Annotated in this window: 13 protein-coding genes; 11 read left to right on the plus strand and 2 right to left on the minus strand. The window is 71.1% G+C overall.

Annotated features, from left to right (window positions below):
• Positions 1–98: 98 nt before the first annotated feature.
• From ACFU95_RS17070 to ACFU95_RS17095, 6 genes are all read left to right on the plus strand, one after another.
• Positions 99–2327 (plus strand): MMPL family transporter, encoded by a 2229-nt coding sequence (locus ACFU95_RS17070; RefSeq protein ID WP_383827943.1) that lies wholly within the window; start codon positions 99–101, stop codon positions 2325–2327.
• Complete coding sequence (locus tag ACFU95_RS17075) at positions 2305–2880, plus strand: GNAT family N-acetyltransferase (protein ID WP_383827945.1); 576 nt, start codon at positions 2305–2307, stop codon at positions 2878–2880. Before ACFU95_RS17070 ends, ACFU95_RS17075 begins: the two co-directional genes overlap by 23 nt.
• 35 nt (positions 2881–2915) lie before the next feature.
• Positions 2916–3470 (plus strand): hypothetical protein, encoded by a 555-nt coding sequence (locus ACFU95_RS17080; RefSeq protein ID WP_383827947.1) that lies wholly within the window; start codon positions 2916–2918, stop codon positions 3468–3470.
• Between the two features lie 208 nt (positions 3471–3678).
• Positions 3679–3873 carry a hypothetical protein gene (locus ACFU95_RS17085; RefSeq protein WP_383827949.1) on the plus strand — a complete coding sequence of 65 codons (195 nt, stop codon included), beginning with the start codon at positions 3679–3681 and terminating at the stop codon, positions 3871–3873.
• Positions 3874–4001: 128 nt separating this feature from the next.
• Complete coding sequence (locus ACFU95_RS17090) at positions 4002–7088, plus strand: AAA family ATPase (protein WP_383828149.1); 3087 nt, start codon at positions 4002–4004, stop codon at positions 7086–7088.
• Positions 7089–7133: 45 nt separating this feature from the next.
• A complete protein-coding gene (locus ACFU95_RS17095; protein ID WP_383827951.1) occupies positions 7134–7373 on the plus strand; it encodes a DUF6191 domain-containing protein in 240 nt (79 codons plus the stop codon).
• 33 nt (positions 7374–7406) lie between these two features.
• On the opposite strand, the gene ACFU95_RS17100 is transcribed toward ACFU95_RS17095, so the two are convergent.
• Both ACFU95_RS17100 and ACFU95_RS17105 read right to left on the minus strand, forming a co-directional pair.
• On the minus strand, positions 7407–8540 hold the full coding sequence (locus tag ACFU95_RS17100) for a PQQ-dependent sugar dehydrogenase (protein WP_383828150.1): 1134 nt from the start codon (positions 8538–8540) through the stop codon (positions 7407–7409).
• Positions 8541–8812: 272 nt separating this feature from the next.
• On the minus strand, positions 8813–9811 hold the full coding sequence (locus tag ACFU95_RS17105; protein ID WP_383827953.1) for an aldo/keto reductase: 999 nt from the start codon (positions 9809–9811) through the stop codon (positions 8813–8815).
• A gap of 204 nt (positions 9812–10015) precedes the next feature.
• Here ACFU95_RS17105 and ACFU95_RS17110 point away from each other — a divergent pair, with 204 nt between their 5' ends.
• The 5 genes from ACFU95_RS17110 (at position 10016) to ilvC (ending at position 18211) form a co-directional block, all read left to right on the plus strand.
• On the plus strand, positions 10016–10966 hold the full coding sequence (locus ACFU95_RS17110; protein WP_383827955.1) for a 2-hydroxyacid dehydrogenase: 951 nt from the start codon (positions 10016–10018) through the stop codon (positions 10964–10966).
• Between the two features lie 451 nt (positions 10967–11417).
• Positions 11418–14447, plus strand: coding sequence for a putative bifunctional diguanylate cyclase/phosphodiesterase (locus ACFU95_RS17115; RefSeq protein WP_383827957.1), 3030 nt, complete (start codon positions 11418–11420; stop codon positions 14445–14447).
• Positions 14448–14684: 237 nt separating this feature from the next.
• The gene (locus ACFU95_RS17120; protein ID WP_383827959.1) at positions 14685–16538 is read left to right on the plus strand and encodes an acetolactate synthase large subunit; all 1854 of its coding nucleotides are present in this window, start codon (positions 14685–14687) and stop codon (positions 16536–16538) included.
• A gap of 21 nt (positions 16539–16559) precedes the next feature.
• The gene (gene ilvN, locus ACFU95_RS17125; RefSeq protein ID WP_383827961.1) at positions 16560–17084 is read left to right on the plus strand and encodes an acetolactate synthase small subunit; all 525 of its coding nucleotides are present in this window, start codon (positions 16560–16562) and stop codon (positions 17082–17084) included.
• Positions 17085–17212: 128 nt separating this feature from the next.
• Positions 17213–18211 (plus strand): ketol-acid reductoisomerase, encoded by a 999-nt coding sequence (ilvC, locus tag ACFU95_RS17130; protein WP_030942878.1) that lies wholly within the window; start codon positions 17213–17215, stop codon positions 18209–18211.
• The last annotated feature ends 113 nt before the right edge of the window (positions 18212–18324 follow it).

The following is an 18324-nucleotide window of genomic DNA, read 5'->3' on the forward strand; positions in this document are numbered from 1 at the left end:
TTGCTTCACATCGCTCATGCGTTCTTTGCGGGCTGTTCACTTTCATCAACGGACGTTTCCCGGTCAAAGATCCACATATTGCCCCTGGGAGCACGTTCGTGGCAGCCCTCGCCCGCTGGTGTGTCCAACGTCGCCTCGTCGCCGTACTGCTCTGGCTGCTCGCCTTCGGCGGGGTGAGCGCGGCCGCCGTCGTGACGGGCTCCGCGTACTCGAACGACTACCAGGTCCCCGGCACCGAATCGGGCCGCGCCACCGGACTGCTGGAGGACGGCTTCCCGGGGCTCGGCGGCGACAGCGGCACCGTCGTCTGGCACACCGCGTCCGGCACCGTCCGCGCCGCCGACGTCGAACAGACCATGACGCGCACCCTGGGCCGGATCGCGGAACTGCCCGGCGTCGCGGCCGTGAGCAGCCCGTACGACAAGCAGGGCGCCGCCCGGATCAGCGAGGACGGGCACACGGCGTACGCCACCGTCACCTTCGAAGCCGGCGCCGAGAGCCTCGACCAGGGCGAGGCGCAGGCCGTCGTGAGCGCGGCCAAGGACGCCGAGACCGGCGGGCTCCAGGTGGAGCTGGGCGGCAGCGCCGTCGCGCTCACCGAGTCGCCGAGCGGGCACATCGCCGAGGTCGTCGGCGTGGCCGTGGCGGCGGTCGTCCTCTTCCTCGCCTTCGGGTCGCTCGCCGCCTCCCTGCTGCCGATCGCGACCGCACTGGTCAGCGTCGGCACCGCGTACGCAGGGATCGCGCTGCTCGGGCACGCCATGACCGTGGCCGACTTCGCGCCCATGCTCGGCATGCTCATCGGGCTCGGCGTCGGCATCGACTACGCCCTGTTCATCGTCACCCGGCACCGGCGCGGACTGAAACGCGGGCTGACCGTCGGCGAGTCGATAGCCAACGCCGTGGCGACCACCGGACGCGCGGTCGTGTTCGCGGGTGCCACCGTGTGCATCGCCCTGCTCGGGATGCTGATCCTCCGGCTGGGCTTCCTCAACGGCGTCGCGATAGCCGCGTCCCTGACCGTGGTCCTGACGGTCGCCGCCTCCGTGACCCTGCTGCCCGCCTTGCTGTCCTTCATCGGCATGCGCGCGCTGAGCCGTCGCGAGCGGCGCCGACTGACGGAGCACGGCCCCGAGCCGGAGCTGCCGGCCGGGTTCGCCGCCCGCTGGTCGGCGTTCGTCGAGCGCCACCCCAAGACGCTCGGTGCGATCGCCCTGGCCGTCATCACCGTCCTGGCCCTGCCCACCCTCGGCCTGCGCCTGGGCACCTCCGACCAGGGCAACAACCCGGAGTCCGCCACCACCCGCCAGGCATACGACCTCCTCGCCGACGGCTTCGGCCCCGGCGTGAACGGCCCCCTCACCCTCGTGACCGAGGTCGACGGCGGCGACGACAAGCTCGCCCTCGACAACCTCGACGGCACCCTCCGCACCACCGAGGGCGTCGCGTCGGTGACCCCGGTGACGTACAACACCGGCGGCGACACCGCGTACCTCACCGTCGTACCGGAGTCCTCCCCGCAGTCGCGGCAGACCAGCGACCTCGTCGACCGGCTGCGCTCAGACGTCCTGCCGCGCGCCGAGTCCGGCACCTCGCTCGATGTGCGGGTCGGCGGCGTGACGGCCGGCTACGACGACTTCGCCGAGGTGATCGTCGGCAAGCTGCCGCTGTTCGTCGGCGTCGTCATCGGCCTGGGCTGTCTGCTGCTCCTGCTCGCCTTCCGGTCCGTCGGCATCCCCCTGAAGGCCGCCGCGATGAACGTGGCCGCCGTCGCCGCCGCCTTCGGTGTCGTCGTCGCGATCTTCCAGTGGGGCTGGGGGAGCGAGCTGCTGGAGCTGGGCCGCGCGGGTCCGATCGAGCCGTTCCTCCCCGTGATCATGGTGTCGGTGCTGTTCGGCCTCTCCATGGACTACCAGGTCTTCCTGGTCAGCCGGATGTACGAGGAGTGGCTGGAGACCGGCGACAACCGGCGGGCCGTACGGATCGGCCTCGCCGAGACCGGCCGGGTGATCAACTCCGCCGCCGTCATCATGATCTCGGTGTTCCTCGCCTTCGTCCTCAGCGGCGACCGCGTGATCGCCATGTTCGGCGTCGCCCTCGCCGCCGCGGTGGCCCTGGACGCCTTCGTGCTCCGCACCCTCCTCGTCCCCGCCCTGATGCACATGCTCGGCGGCGCCAACTGGTGGCTGCCCCGCTGGCTCGACCAGCGCATGCCCCGCATCAGCATCGAGCCGCCCGAGTCCCGTGCCGCCCATGAGAGGCTCACCGACGTCGTGGCGGAACTGGAGAAGGAGCAACGGGGCGATGTACGCGATACCGCTGGGTGACGACGGAGCCGAACTGAGGCCCCTGGAGCCTTGGCACGCCGAGGAGTTCCTGGCCCACCTGGAACGGGGGCGGGAGTTCATCGGGCAGTACATCCCGTTCGGCTCGAACGCCACCGATCCGGCGTCGGCACGCGAGACACTCCAGCGGTACGCGGACATGCGCGCCGCGGACACGGCGTCGTACCACGGCATCTGGCTGGACGGGAAACTCGTCGGCGGCGTCCTCACGCTGAACTTCGACGCGGCGACCGGCAACTGCGAGGTCGGGTGCTGGCTGGAGCCCGCCGCGACCGGACGCGGGCTCATCACCCGGGCGATGCGTGCGCTCATCGACTGGGCGATCGAGGAGCGCGGCATCCACCGCGTCGAATGGGTCGCGGCCTCCGGCAACACGCCCAGCCTGAACGTCGCCCGTCGCCTCGGCATGACCCGCGACGGCGTACGCCGGCAGGCCCACCCCTATCGTGGGGTGCGGCACGATCTGGAGGTGTGGTCGATCCTCGCCCCGGAGTGGCGTGAAGCACGCGCGCGTGCCGCACACAACGATCATTAAGACACTTCTCAGGAAGCGTCCGTACGGTGCGAGACATGGGAACGAAGACAGTGGACGAGACCGTGACCGAGGCCAAGACCGACGACGAGAACGTGGACGTCACCAAGGCGACCGAGGCCGAGACCGAGGCCGAGGCCGTCGACGGGGACGAGCATGAGGAGGTGGCCGCCGAGGCGACGGAAGCGGCGCCCTCCGAAGTCGGTCAGGGCGCGGGCGCGATCGTCTCCGCCGCGCTGGGCGTCGTCTCCCTCACCGGTGGCTGGCTCGGTACGGTCGCCGCCGCGCGGCAGTCCCTCGTCGCCCAGCTGGAGTCCTCGACGTCGTCGTCCCAGAACGTCTCCAAGCTGCTGGAGCAGGGCTACGGGGACGCCTGGAACGCCACCGCCCTGTGGGCCGGCGCCTTCGCGCTCGCCGCGCTGATCGTCGGTGTCGTCGTACTCGTCCGGCCCGCGTTCGGGGCGCCCGGCCGGCCGCAGGCCGTGTGGATCAGGTCGGTCGCCTGGGGCGGCGTCTCGCTGGGCGTCATCGGCCTGCTCCTGGCCGTACTCAAGTACACCGACCTCCTGCTCGGCCTGCCGTCAGTGGGCTGAACCACCGCAGGCCCTGAGGGGCCTCAGGGCCGCCGTAAGTACGTCGGACGGCGCCCTGAGGCCCCTCACGCGCGTCTAAGGCCCCGTGAGACCGCCGAAGATGCGGAACTCTCCCGATGTGGCGGACCCTCCTGGCGGACGAAGGTTGAAGGCATCGGCGAAGCGACGCCGACACCGCCTTCTCACCAGGGAAAACGAGGGACCCGCCATGTACGGCTACGAAGTCCACCGCCTCCGCTCCGCCGAACTGATCCGCCAGGCCGAGCACGACCGCCTGGCCCGCGAGGCGGTGCGCCTGCGCCGCGCCGCCCGCCGCGAGGCCGCGGAACGCTCCGCTGAGGGTGCGGCAACGGAGGAACATACGTCCCGCTCCCGTAGACACCGGCACCCGCACACCGCGTGATGGCGGATGCCGGTCGGTCTCTGCCGGCCCGTCCGGCGTTCGACGACGAGGCCCCCTCGGGGCCGAAGCGGCGGTCCGGGGGCGCCGGCCCCCGGAAAAACGGTGCCGGACCGCCAGTGCCGCGTGCGATGCTCGCCCCCGTGGAGAGCCGGTCCGTAAGTCCCGTGTTCGTCGGTCGCGCGACCGAGCTGGAAACGTTGCACGACGCCCTCGCCCGAGCCGCCGGTGGGGGTACCGCCCAGGCATCAAGCACTGGGGGAGACCCGCAGGCGCTGGTGATCGGCGGCGAGGCCGGCGTCGGCAAGACGCGCCTCGTCGAGGAGTTCGCCACCGCCGCCGGGCGCGAGGGTGCCGTCGTCGTGCTCGGCGGCTGCGTCGAGATCGGCGCCGACGGGCTGCCGTTCGCCCCGTTCTCCACCGCGCTGCGCGCCCTGCGCCGCGAACTGCCACACGAGCTGGCCGCCGCCGCGGCGGGCCGGGAGGAGGAACTGGCCCGGCTGCTGCCCGAGTTGGGCGAGACGGCGCCGGTGCGCGGAGCGGACCGTTCCGACGAGGAGGGCATGGCCCGTCTCTTCGAACTCACCGGCCGCCTCCTGGAGCGCGTCGCCGCCGACCGCACGGTCGTCGTCGCCCTGGAGGACCTGCACTGGGCCGACGCCTCCACCCGCCACCTCCTCGCCTATCTCTTCCGCACCCTGCGCACCGGCCGCCTCGTCGTCCTGGCCACCTACCGCTCCGACGACATCCACCGCCGCCACCCCCTGCGCCCGCTCATCGCCGAACTCGACCGGCTGCGCACGGTCCGCCGGATCGAACTCGGCCGTTTCAACCGCGCCGAGGTCTGCCGCCAGATCGCCGGCATCCTCGCCACCGAACCCGACCCGGACCAGGTCGACGAGATCTTCGAACGCTCCGACGGCAACGCCTTCTTCGTCGAGGAACTCGCCGTCGCCGCCCACGAGGGCTGCCGCACCGGTCTCACCGACACCCTGCGCGATCTGCTCCTCGTCCGGGTGGAGGGGCTGCCCGAGGCCACCCAGCGAGTCGCCCGGATCGTCGCCGAGGGCGGCTCCACCGTCGAGTACCGACTGCTCGCGGCCGTCGCCCAGCTCGCCGAGGACGACCTCATCGAGGCGCTGCGGGCCGCCGTGGGCGCCAACATCCTCACCGCCGCGCCCGGCGGCGACGGCTACCGTTTCCGCCACTCCCTGGTCCGCGAGGCCGTCGGCGACGACCTGCTGCCCGGCGAACGCTCCCGCCTCAACCGCCGCTACGCCGAAGCCCTGGAGGCCGACCCGACGCTCGTCCCGGCCGGTGAACGGGTCACGCGGCTGGCCAGCTACTGGTACCACGCCCACGACCCGGCCAAGGCCCTGCCCGCCGTCCTGGACGCCTCCGTCAGCGCCCGCCGCCGGCACGCCCACGCCGAGCGACTACGGCTGCTGGAACGCGCGATGGAGTTGTGGGACTCCGCCCCCGAGGACATCCGGGCCACGCTGCGCCCCGTCGACTACACCGAGGTCTATCCTCCCTGCGGCTGCGACCCCGCCACCACACCCCTGCGCTACCTCGACCTCATGGCCGAGGCCGCCGTCGCGGGACGGCTCTGCGGGGAGCGCGAACGCGCCCTGAAGATCACCAAGCGGGCCCTGCACCTCCTGGACGACGAGGGCGGCGACCCCCAGCGCGCCGCCTGGTTCTGGGTCCAGCGCTCCCGGCTGGTCCAGGCGCAGGCCCGCGGCGACGGCTGGAAGGAGCTGGGCATCGCGCAGGAACTGGTCCGCGGCCTGCCGCCGTCCGAGGTGCACGCCGAGGTGCTGGCGACCGCGGCCAACTGGTCGATGCTCCGCGACCCCGGCCCCGACGCCATGTCGGCCGCCGAGCGGGCCGTCGAGTACGCGCGCATGGTGGGCGCCGAGGACATCGAACTGAACGCGCGCCTCACGCTCGGCGGCCTCATGGTCGAAGCCGGGCACATCGATGCCGGGCTGGCGCAGATGTACGAGGTCAGGGGTGAGGTACTGGCCCGTGGCCTGACCTCGGTGGTGGGCCGCAGCCATGTGAACCTGCCGTGCGCCCTCGAAGGCATCGGCCGCTCCGAGGACGCCGTCGGCATCCTGCGCGAGGGCCTGCGGCTCACCCAGGAGTGGGGCCTGTGCGACTCCGAGGCCTGGGTCTGGACGAACCTCGCCCAGTCGCTGCTCTCCCTGGGCCGCTGGGACGAGGCCGCCGAGGCCGCGGCACATGCCCAGCGGACGGGGCAGTCGGCGAAACCGCGCGGCGGCGGCTCCAACAAGCTCGCCCTGCTCGCGCTCGCCCGCGGCGAGACCGCCGAGGCCGCCCGCCATCTGGCCGCCGCCCGCACCTCCTACGGCACCCACGACCCCATGCCGCAGAACAACCTGCCGATGACCCGCCTCGCCCTGGGCATCGCCGCCGCCGAGGGCCGGATTCTCGACGCCCGCGCGGAGGCCGACCAGGCCCTGAGCGCCGGTTTCCCGCCCGGCACGCAGCGCTACGCGTGGCCGCTGCTGCTGGCCGCCGCCGTCGCCGAGTCCGACGCCCGCGCCCACGCGCTGCCCGCCGCACAGGAGGGGCGTGCCGCCTTCCTGGAACGGCTCTTCGAGGCCGTTCGCAAGCTCACCACCGGCGCGCCCCTGTGGCTGGCGTACGAGAAGTGGACCCGAGCCGAACTCGACCGGGCCGGCAACCTGGCCCTGGAGCCCGACGCCTGGTCGGACGTGGTCACCGCCTTCGAAGCCCTGGAGCGCCCCTACGACCTCGCTCAGGTCCGCCACCGGCTGGCCGAGGCGCTGCTCGCGATCGGCGGCGACGACGAGCGCGCCCGCGCCACGGAACTGCTCCGCCTGGCCCGGGCCGCCGCGACCCACCTGGGCGCCCGCCCGCTGGTCGACGCCACGACCCGCCTGGCCCAGCGAGCCCGCCTCACCCTCACGACGGCCCCGCCCCTGCCCCCGACCGACCCGGCCGACTCCCTCGGCCTCACCACCCGCGAACGCGACGTCCTCCGCCTGGTCTCCGCAGGTCGCACCAACCGCCAGATAGCCGAGGAGCTCTTCATCTCCCCGAAGACGGCCAGCGTCCATGTGTCGAACATCCTGGGGAAGCTCGGCGTCTCGGGGCGGGGCGAGGCGGCGGCGGTGGCGCATCGAATGAGGCTGTTCGCGGCCGAAACTCTCAGGTCGGGGGCGTGAGCCCGAGGTATACGTTGTAAGGGACGTCGGTCCGGAGGAGGTCGCGTGTTCAACGCTTTCGAGGAACTCTTCGCGCCCGGCCGCAAGCACACCCGCGACGAACAGAACCGTCTGGAGCTGACCCGCGAGGACGTCGGCGACAACGATCCCGTGCGCGGGCCGATAGATCTCTCCTCCGGGAAGGTCGTCGTACGGATGCCTGAGCCCTCGGACAGGGATGCCGACGACGGCGCTGAAGGGGACGCCGAAGACGAGGGTGGCGGGGACGCCGACGGGAAGGAGTGAGGGCGCGAGAGCCCGGGAGCCCGACGGCCTCGCTCAGCTCACCTGCACCTCCAGAATCCGGTCGTCCCCGTCCTTCGGGCTGCCCCGCCCGTCGGTGTTGCTCGTCGTCACCCACAGCTTGTCGCCGCCGGCCGGGACGACCGTCCGCAGCCGGCCGTACTCACCCTCCAGGAAGGCCTGCGGGTCCGCCGACGCCTCGGTGCCGTCGAGCGGGACGCGCCACAGACGCTGGCCCTTGAGGCCTGCCATCCAGACGGAGCCCTCGGCGTAGGCGATGCCGCTGGGGGAGGCGTCGTCCGTGCCCCACTGTGCCAGCGGGTTGTGGTACTTGGCGTCGTCGGACTTGCCCTCCGCCTCCGGCCAGCCGTAGTTGTCGCCCGGCTTGATCGCGTTCAGCTCGTCCCAGGTGTCCTGGCCGAACTCCGCGGCGAACAGGCGCTGTTTGGAGTCCCAGGCCAGGCCCTGGACGTTGCGGTGGCCGTATGAGTACACGGGGGAGTCGGTGAACGGGTTGCCGGGAGCCGGTTCGCCCTCCGGCGTCAGGCGGAGGATCTTGCCGCCCAGGGACTCCTTGTCCTGGGACAGGCCCGTGTCACCGCTCTCGCCCGTGCCCGCGTACAGCATCCTGTCCGGGCCGAAGGCGATCCGGCCGCCGTTGTGGATGAAGCCCTTGGGGATGCCCCTGAAGATCGTGTCGGGTGCGCCCAACTGCTCGCCGACCGGCCGCTGCTCGTCGTACAGCACGCGGACGATGCGGTTGTCCGAGGCCGAGGTGAAGTACGCGTAGATCATGTGGTCCGAGGCGTAGTCCGGCGACAGTGCCAGGCCCATGAGGCCGCCCTCGCCCGCCGGGGACACGCCCGGCACCTCGCCCAGCTCGGTCTTCTTGCCGGTCTTCCCGTCGATCCGTGTGATCGTGGCGTCGTCGCGCGAGGAGACGAGCAGATCGCCGTCGGGGAGCGGGGCCAGGCCCCAGGGTGTGTTCAGGCCCTCGGCGACCGTGCGCACCACCTTGACGGTGCCCTGGGCCGGCGGGGTCTCCTCGGCAGCCCGCCCGGTGGGCGACGACCCCGTGGTACTGCTCGGTGCCGCGGCTCCGCCACCGCCCGGTGATCCCCCGTCGTCGGAGGAACATCCGGCCGTCAGCACAAGTGCGGCCGCGGCCATCACGGCCGTCACGACTCGACGTTGCACGATCACGGTCCCTTCGACGCGGAGGGTTCTCCTTTTCTTACACCGCTCGCGCCTCACACGTTCCCGATCCATGAATCTTGAATCACCGTCGGCCGGTGGCCGCGGCGCTCATCCCGGAGCGGGGGAGTCGGCGCGGGCGCGGCGAGGGCGAGTGCGGCACGGTGCCGGGCGGGTCGGGATCCGGCCACCCGGGGACGGGCTCCGCATGTCCAGGGTCCCCGCGGCGTCGGTCCCAGGACTTCGAATCAGTCCCAGGACCCCAATGCCCCTGGCAGCTGCGCCACCTGTGCCAAGTCCTCCGTCGTCAGCCGCAAGCCCGCGGCCCGGGCGTTCTCGGTCACCCAGCGTTCCTGCTTGGTCCCGGGCACCGGGACCACGTGCCGTCCCTGCGCCCCTACCCACGCCAGCGCGACCTGCGCGGGCGTGACCCCGTCCCCGTGGCGGCTCGCGATGCGGCGCAGACCGGCCACTATCGGCTGGTTGGCCGCCATCATCTCCGCGGTGAAGCGGGGGTGCCGGGCACGGACGTCGTCCGGTTCGAAGCCCTGACCGGGGGTCAGGGTGCCGGTCAGGAAGCCGTTGCCCAGGGGCATCGCCGCCAGGAAGCCGACGTCGCGCGCCTCGCACCACGGCAGCAGCGTCTCCAGCGCCTCCGGCGACCACACCGACAGCTCCGCCTGCACGGCGCTCACCGGGAAGACCTGCTGCACCCGCCGCAGCTGGCGGATCGTCGCGTCGTGCAGACGGTTTCCCGAGCGGCGGCCACCCCGCGCGCCCACGGCGCACAGCCCCAACGCCCGTACCTTTCCGGCCTGGACGAGTTCCGCCATCGCGCCCCAGGTCTCCTCGACGGGGACTTCGGGGTCCGCGCGGTGCAGTTGGTAGAGGTCGATCACGTCCGTCTGGAGGCGGCGCAGAGAGGCGTCGCAGGCCCGCTTCACATAGCCGGGGCGGCCGTTGGCCACGATGTGCTGTTCGCCGACCAGCAGACCGACCTTCGTCGACACGAACGCGTCCTGGCGGCGCTCCTTCAACACCCGCCCCACCAGCAGCTCGTTGGTGAACGGGCCGTACATGTCGGCCGTGTCCAGCAGCGTCGAGCCCAGATCGAGCGCCCGGTGCACCGCCCTGACCGACTCCTCGCCCCGCTGCCGCGACGAGCTGTAGGCCCAGCTCATCGGCATGCACCCGAGCCCGACGGCTCCCACCGCGAGTGCCGCCGCGCCGATCGTCCTGCGCTCCACCTGGCCGTAACCCTCCCTCTTCCGGCACCCCAACCTAACCTCTGCACACCTGTTCGCCCGACCAAGGGCCTGCCCGGCGGATCATGCCGGGACAGCGGAGTACCGACACGCGCGTCTGCGGCGCTCACCAGTGACGATCGGGCGCCGTCACGTTTCTCCGGCCCGACCGGCCCGAGCCGCCGGGAAGGGCCTAGCCTCCAATGCATGACTGCTGACGTGTGGCTCCCCATCCCGCCGGACGAGATCGAGGGCCTTCCCGCGGGCCCCGACTACCGTTACTGGAACGGCGCCGAGGACTTTCCGGCCGACCCGGCCGATTGCGCCTTCTACGTCGTCCCGTACATGAAGGCGCCCGCGCTCGGGCAGCGTCCCCTGCCGGAGATGAGTTCCGTCCAGGTCGTGCAGACGCTCTCCGCCGGCATCGACCACGTGGAGCCGGGCCTCAAGCACCTGCGCCCGGGCGTGCGGCTGTGCAACGCGCGCGGGGTGCACGAGGCGAGCACCGCCGAGCTCACGCTCACGCTGATCCTCGCCTCGTTGCGCGGCATCCCCGACTTCGTGCGGGCCCAGGACAGGGGAGAGTGGCTCGGCGGTTTCCGGCCCGCGCTGGCCGACAGGAACGTCCTCATCGTGGGATACGGCTCGATCGGCGCCGCCATCGAGGACCGGCTCGCACCCTTTGAACTCGCGCGGGTGGCGCGCGTCGCGCGCTCTGAGCGCACCACGGCGCGCGGACCCGTGCATCCGCTCACCGAACTGTCCGCTCTGCTCCCGGAAGCGGACGTCGTCATCCTGTCCACGCCCCTGACGGAGACCACCCGGCACCTGGTCGACGCCGACTTCCTCGCCCGGATGAAGGACGGCGCGCTGCTGGTCAACGTCGCCCGCGGACCCGTCGTCGACACCAAGGCGCTGCTGGCCGAGCTGGAGACCGGGCGGGTCACCGCGGCCCTGGACGTGACCGACCCCGAACCGCTGCCCCGGGAGCACCCCCTGTGGAGTGCGCCGGGCGTGCTGATCAGCCCTCATGTGGGCGGTCCGACATCCGCCTTCCTGCCGCGCGCCAAGCGGCTCCTGGTGGACCAGTTGACGCGTTTCGTGAACCGGGAGCCCCTGCGCAACGTGATCCTTACGACGGGCGCGACGCACGCATGACGCTCATGAGCTGAGCGGTGCGCGGGGTCGCGCGCGCCGCGCGCAACAGGCCTGAAATCCGCTTCGAGTACCGTCCGCAACCTTCCGGAAGCGGTCCGTACTCGCATATGCGCTGGTCGTCACGGAGCGTAGAGGTGCTATGTCCCTGAGTGACGAGACTGGTGTATCGTCCCGACAGGGGCAGCGCCGCGCAGCTTTCGGCGCCTGGGATGGACATTTCAGATTTGTGAGGGGGGCGACGGGCGATGCACGGCCTATGGACGAGCGATCCGACGCGGCGGGGCCGTCGGCGGCGACCCTGGCGAACGGCCGCGCGCAGACGCGGCCGACCCGGCACCCTCGGTTGCCGGCACACTCATCACCATCGCAGGCACAGCAGCCGCAGGCGGCATGCGCACGCAGCGCACCGGGACCCTCAAGGCCCGCGAGCGACGCGGACCGGGAGGCCCCGGTGAGCTCGCCACCGCCCTCCACGAGCACGCTCGACGCAGGGCTGCGAGCACAGCCTTCGTCGGCGGCGAAGCTGCCCCGCCCCTTGTCCTTCGGGGGCGGCTCGGGCCTGGTCCCGCAACTCGTTCTGGCCCTGGTGTGCGCGGGATACGCCGTGGGCTCCGCGTTCGGCTGGGGGTCGAACCAAGTCGCGCTGATCATGGGCGACTTCGGGCTGGCCGCCGCGGCGGGCGCCGCGGCCGTGTCGTGCTTCCGCTACGCCCGTAGCCGCCGTATCCGCTTTCGGCCCGCCTGGCTGCTGTTCGCCCTCTCCTCCGCGATGGCGGCCCTCGGAAACCTGGTCTGGGGGTGGTACGAGGTCGTCCTGCGGCAGCCCGTGCCCAGCCCGTCCTACGCCGACGGATTCTTCCTGTGCTTCGCACCGCCCGCCATCGTGGGACTCCTGGTGCTCGCCAAGCGGCCGGTGACGAAGGCCGGCTGGGTCTGCCTCGGGCTGGACGCCTGGCTGATCGGCGGCTCGCTGCTGACGCTGGCCTGGAGCCTCGCCCTCGCCCAGGCCGCCGAGATCGACTCCAGCGGCGGCGAGAGCGTGGCGCACACCGCGCTCTCCCTCGCCTACCCGCTGCTCGACATCGCCCTGGTCAGCATGGTGCTCGCGCTGCACTTCCGGCGCTCCTCGGCGAACCGCACCGCGGTGAACACCGCGATCGGCGCGCTCGCCCTGACCGTGATGTGCGACGCCCTGTTCACCTCGCCGCTGCTGCACAACAGCTACCGCTCCGGCCAGCTGCTCGACGCGGGCTGGTTCGCCGGGTCGCTGCTCCTCGCGTACGCCCCGTGGGCCACCCCGAGGAACGGCGACAGCGAGCGGCACGACGGAGCCGGGCAGACGCGCGTGGTGCACGAGCATGTGCCGGGGCAGCGCGGCGGCAGCCATCACCACACGCCGCCCGCTCAGACGCCGCCCGCTCAGCAAGGTGATCACTTCAGGTACCCGGTCACCCGGCCGATCGCCGGCTCCCTGGCCGCACTCACGCCGTACCTCGCCGCCGCCGTCTGCACGCTGGGGATCCTCTACAACGTCCTCAACGGCCGCAGCGTCGACCGCGTGGTGCTGATCACGGGCGGCACGGTCGTGCTCGCGCTCGTGATGCGGCAGGGCATCATGCTGCTCGACAACATCACCCTCACCCAGGAACTGGCGCAGAAGGAGAACCACTTCCGCTCCCTGGTGCAGGGCTCCAGCGACGTCATCATGATCGCCGCGCCCAACGGCATCCTCCGGTACGTCTCCCCGGCCGCCGCCGGGGTCTACGGCCGCTCCGCCGAGGAGCTGGTGGGTTCGGAACTGGCCAATCTCATCCACCCCGAGGATCTGGGCTGCGTGGTGCACGAGGTGCGCCGCTTCCTCGCCGCCAGCCCACTCGAGGAACCCACTACGCGCATCGAGTGCCGCTTCCGGTCCGGTGACGACGGCTGGCTCAACGTCGAATCGACGGTCAACCGTCACCACGGCGGCCTCATCTTCAACAGCCGGGACGTGACCGAGAGAGTGCGCCTCCAGGCGCAGCTCCAGCACAACGCCGAGCACGACCCGCTCACCGACCTGCCCAACCGCGCGCTGTTCACCCAGCGGGTCCAGCAGGCCCTGTCCGGCCGCCGCGCCTCCGACCGGGGCATCGCCCTGCGCAACACGGCCGTCCTCTTCATCGACCTCGACGGCTTCAAGGGGGTCAACGACACGATCGGACACCAGGCCGGAGACGAACTGCTCGTGCAGGCGGCCCGCAGACTCCAGGACGCCGTCCGGGGCGGGGACACGGCCTCCCGGCTGGGCGGCGACGAGTTCGCGGCCCTGATCGCCGGGGACACCACCCGGGACCGCACCGCACGCGAACGGCACATCCTGGAGCTCGCCGACCGCCTCAGGGTGACGCTGTCCCAGCCGTACCTCATCGACGGCAACGATGTCCGTGTCAACGCCTCCATCGGCGTCGCCTTCGCCGAGCCGGGACTCGGCGCGGGGGAGCTGCTGCGCAACGCCGACCTGGCGATGTACCGGGCCAAGGCGGCCGGCAAGGGCCGCGTCGAGCTGTACAAGCCGCAGATGCAGCAGGACGTCGTACGCAAGGCGGAGCTGGCCACGCGTCTGAGGGCCGCGTTGCACGACGGAGAGTTCGCGCTGCTGCACCAGCCGGTGGTGTGTCTGGAGAACGGCCGGATCGCATCGGTCGCCACCCAGGCGCGCTGGCGCTCCTCGCAAGGGGTGCTGTTCACGCCCGCCGAGTTCCTGCGGGTGGCCGAGGACAGCGACAAGACCGCCGAGCTGAGCCGCTGGATGCTGGAGGAGGCCGTGGAGCAGGCCGCCGAGCGCACCGCGACCGGGCTCGCCGTACCCGTCGCCGTACGGATGGGCGCGCGCCGGCTGCTGGACCGGTCGATGCCGCTCGGCTCGATCGAGGCGCTGCTGACCCGGCACGGCCTGCCGCCAGGGTCGCTGGTCATCGAGCTGTCCGACCTCGACCCCCGCGTCCCACTGGACGAACTGGAGCGCCGTCTGAGCGGCCTGCGCAGACTCGGCGTCCGGATCGCCCTGGACGGCTTCGGCAGCGGATACGCGGCGATCACGGCCCTGCGCCGGCTCCCCGTCGACGTACTCAAACTCGACCGCGGTCTGGTCGAGGGAGTCGTCGAGTCCGCGCGGCTGCACAAGATCACCAGTGGGCTGCTGCGGATCGCCGGCGACCTCGGGCTCCAGTCCGTGGCCGACGGCGTGGACCTGCCGGAACAGGTCGTCGCACTGCGCGCGATGGGGTGCACGCACGGGCAGGGCATGGCCTTCTCCGGGCCGCTCGACGAGTACCGGCTGCGCCGGGCGATCGGTTCCGGTCGTTATCCGGTGCCGCACGGGCCGGTGGAGCCCGCGTTCGCGGGTGGCGGGGCAGGGGTGTACACCAGTGGTGTGACCGCTGTTCTCGGAGGCGGAAGTGCCCATCGCTCACATAATGAGACTCCCGTCCCACCTACTTGACAGTGGGTGTGCGCCGGGGGGAGGGTCAGTGCCATGCGCACCCGAATTCTCGTACTTGGAAAGCGCGTCGGCTGAAGCTGGTGACGTCCGGACAGACCCGGAACTCCCAGCGACCACCCCCGGCGCGCTCCCCTCGCTTGCCTTTTGGCACGAGGGGTTTTTTGTTGCACAGGCACCAGTCGTGCAGCACCGCAACTCCGCTCAAACTTCGCAAAAACCCTCAGCATCGAGAAGAGAATGCCGATGACCGAGCAGGCCACCGGGGCTCACCCGCAGCCGCGGCCCCGATCCGGAGGACACCAGTCCGCCCCCGAGCACGTCACGGGTGCGCAGTCCCTCATCCGTTCGCTCGAGGAGGTCGGCGCCGACACGGTATTCGGCATTCCCGGCGGTGCGATCCTCCCGGCGTACGACCCGTTGATGGACTCCACCAGGGTGCGCCACGTCCTGGTCCGCCACGAGCAGGGCGCCGGCCACGCCGCCACCGGCTACGCGCAGGCCACCGGCAAGGTCGGGGTCTGCATGGCGACCTCGGGACCGGGCGCCACCAACCTGGTCACGCCGATCGCCGACGCGCACATGGACTCGGTGCCGCTCGTGGCGATCACCGGGCAGGTGGCCTCGAAGGCGATCGGCACGGACGCCTTCCAGGAGGCGGACATCGTCGGCATCACCATGCCGATCACCAAGCACAACTTCCTGGTCACCAAGGCCGAGGACATCCCGCGGGTGATCGCCCAGGCGTTCCACATCGCCGCCACCGGCCGCCCGGGCCCGGTCCTCGTGGACATCGCCAAGGACGCCCTCCAGGCGAAGACCACGTTCTCCTGGCCGCCCACCATGGACCTGCCCGGCTACCGGCCCGTCACCAAGCCGCACGCCAAGCAGATCCGCGAGGGCGCCAAGCTGATCACTCAGGCCAAGCGGCCCGTCCTCTACGTCGGCGGCGGTGTCATCAAGTCCGGCGCCACCGCCGAACTGAAGGTCCTCGCCGAACTCACCGGAGCGCCCGTCACCACCACCCTGATGGCGCTCGGCGCATTCCCCGACAGCCACCCGCTGCACGTGGGAATGCCGGGCATGCACGGTGCGGTCACCGCCGTCACCGCGCTGCAGAAGGCCGACCTGATCGTCGCCCTCGGTACCCGCTTCGACGACCGCGTCACCGGCAAGCTGGACAGCTTCGCCCCGCACGCCAAGATCGTCCACGCCGACATCGACCCGGCCGAGATCGGCAAGAACCGCGCCGCCGACGTGCCGATCGTCGGTGACGCCCGCGAGGTCATCGCCGACCTGGTCCAGGCCGTCCAGAAGGAGCACGCCGAGGGCCACAAGGGCGACTACAGCGCCTGGTGGAAGGACCTCTCCCGCTGGCGCGAGACCTACCCGCTCGGCTACGACCAGCCCGAGGACGGCTCGCTGTCCCCGCAGCAGGTCATCGAGCGCATCGGCCGGCTCGCCCCGGAGGGCACGATCTTCGCGGCGGGCGTCGGCCAGCACCAGATGTGGGCCGCGCACTTCGTCCAGTACGAGAAACCGGCGACCTGGCTGAACTCCGGCGGCGCCGGGACGATGGGCTACGCGGTCCCGGCCGCGATGGGCGCCAAGGCCGGCGCGCCGGACCAGACGGTCTGGGCGATCGACGGCGACGGCTGCTTCCAGATGACCAACCAGGAGCTCACCACCTGCGCCCTGAACAACATCCCGATCAAGGTCGCCATCATCAACAACGGCGCTCTCGGGATGGTTCGCCAGTGGCAGACCCTCTTCTACAACCAGCGCTACTCCAACACCGTGCTGCACTCCGGCCCCGAGGCCGACGGCAAGCAGCCGAGCGCCGGCACCCGCGTCCCCGACTTCGTGAAGCTGTCGGAGGCCATGGGCTGCTACGCGATCCGCTGTGAGGACCCGGCCGACCTCGACAAGGTCATCGAAGAGGCGAACTCCATCAACGACCGCCCGGTCGTCATCGACTTCATCGTCCACGAGGACGCGATGGTGTGGCCGATGGTCGCCGCAGGCACCTCCAACGACGAGATCATGGCCGCTCGGGACGTCCGCCCCGACTTCGGCGACAACGAAGACGACTGAGCGAGGAAGAGCAAAGAGATCATGTCCAAGCACACGCTCTCCGTCCTGGTGGAGAACAAGCCGGGCATCCTGGCCCGGATTGCCGCCCTCTTCTCCCGCCGCGGTTTCAACATCGACTCGCTCGCCGTCGGCGTCACCGAGCACGCCGACATCTCCCGCATCACGATCGTGGTGAGCGTTGAGGCCCTCCCGCTGGAGCAGGTCACCAAGCAGCTCAACAAGCTCGTCGAGGTGCTGAAGATCGTCGAGCTGGAGCCCGGCTCGGCCGTTCAGCGCGAACTCGTTCTGGTGAAGGTCCGCGCCGACAACGAGACCCGCTCCCAGATCGTCGAGATCGTCCAGCTGTTCCGCGCCAAGACCGTCGACGTCTCCCCGGAGGCCGTCACCATCGAGGCCACCGGCTCCAGCGACAAGCTGGAGGCCATGCTGAAGATGCTGGAGCCGTTCGGCATCAAGGAACTCGTCCAGTCCGGCACGATCGCGATCGGACGCGGCGCGCGCTCGATCACGGACCGCTCGCTGCGCGCGCTCGACCGCTCGGCATAGGGCGCGTTCGGACGGTCGGGTGACACCGGCCGTCCGGATCCCGCCCGTATGGCGAGACCCCGAGACTTCCCTTCCCCCCGCCGTCATACGGTGGGACGCAACACCTGCACACAAGGAGAGAACCCAAAGTGGCCGAGCTGTTCTACGACGCCGACGCCGACCTGTCCATCATCCAGGGCCGCAAGGTCGCGGTCATCGGTTACGGCAGCCAGGGCCACGCCCACGCGCTGTCCCTCCGTGACTCGGGTGTCGACGTGCGTGTCGGTCTGCACGAGGGCTCCAAGTCCAAGGCCAAGGCCGAGGAGCAGGGCCTGCGCGTGGTGACGCCGTCCGAGGCCGCCGCCGAGGCCGACGTCATCATGATCCTCGTCCCGGACCCGATCCAGGCCCAGGTGTACGAGGAGTCCATCAAGGACAACCTCAAGGACGGCGACGCGCTGTTCTTCGGCCACGGCCTGAACATCCGCTTCGACTTCATCAAGCCCCCGGCGAACGTCGACGTGTGCATGGTCGCCCCCAAGGGCCCGGGCCACCTCGTCCGTCGTCAGTACGAGGAGGGCCGCGGCGTTCCGTGTATCGCGGCCGTCGAGCAGGACGCGACCGGCAACGCCTTCGCGCTCGCGCTGTCGTACGCCAAGGGCATCGGTGGCACCCGCGCGGGCGTCATCAAGACGACCTTCACCGAGGAGACCGAGACCGACCTGTTCGGTGAGCAGGCCGTTCTCTGCGGTGGTACGGCCGCGCTGGTCAAGGCCGGTTTCGAGACGCTGACCGAGGCCGGCTACCAGCCGGAGATCGCGTACTTCGAGTGCCTGCACGAGCTGAAGCTGATCGTCGACCTCATGTACGAGGGCGGCCTGGAGAAGATGCGCTGGTCGATCTCCGAGACCGCCGAGTGGGGCGACTACGTCACCGGCCCGCGGATCATCACGGACGCCACCAAGGCCGAGATGAAGAAGGTCCTCGCCGAGATCCAGGACGGCACCTTCGCCCGTGAGTGGATGGCCGAGTACCACGGCGGTCTGAAGAAGTACAACGAGTACAAGACCGCGGACTCCGAGCACCTCCTGGAGACCACCGGCAAGCAGCTGCGCAAGCTGATGAGCTGGGTCGACGAAGAGGCGTGATCCTCTGCTCCGTGGCGGTACCCTCGGCTGGGGGTACCGCCACGGGGCTTTGCCCCGGACCCGCCACGGAGACCCCTACAGAATGGCGTTTCTCGTCCGGGTGATCCTTCCGC

This window comes from Streptomyces sp. NPDC057623, from assembly GCF_042800355.1.
Taxonomy (GTDB): domain Bacteria; phylum Actinomycetota; class Actinomycetes; order Streptomycetales; family Streptomycetaceae; genus Streptomyces.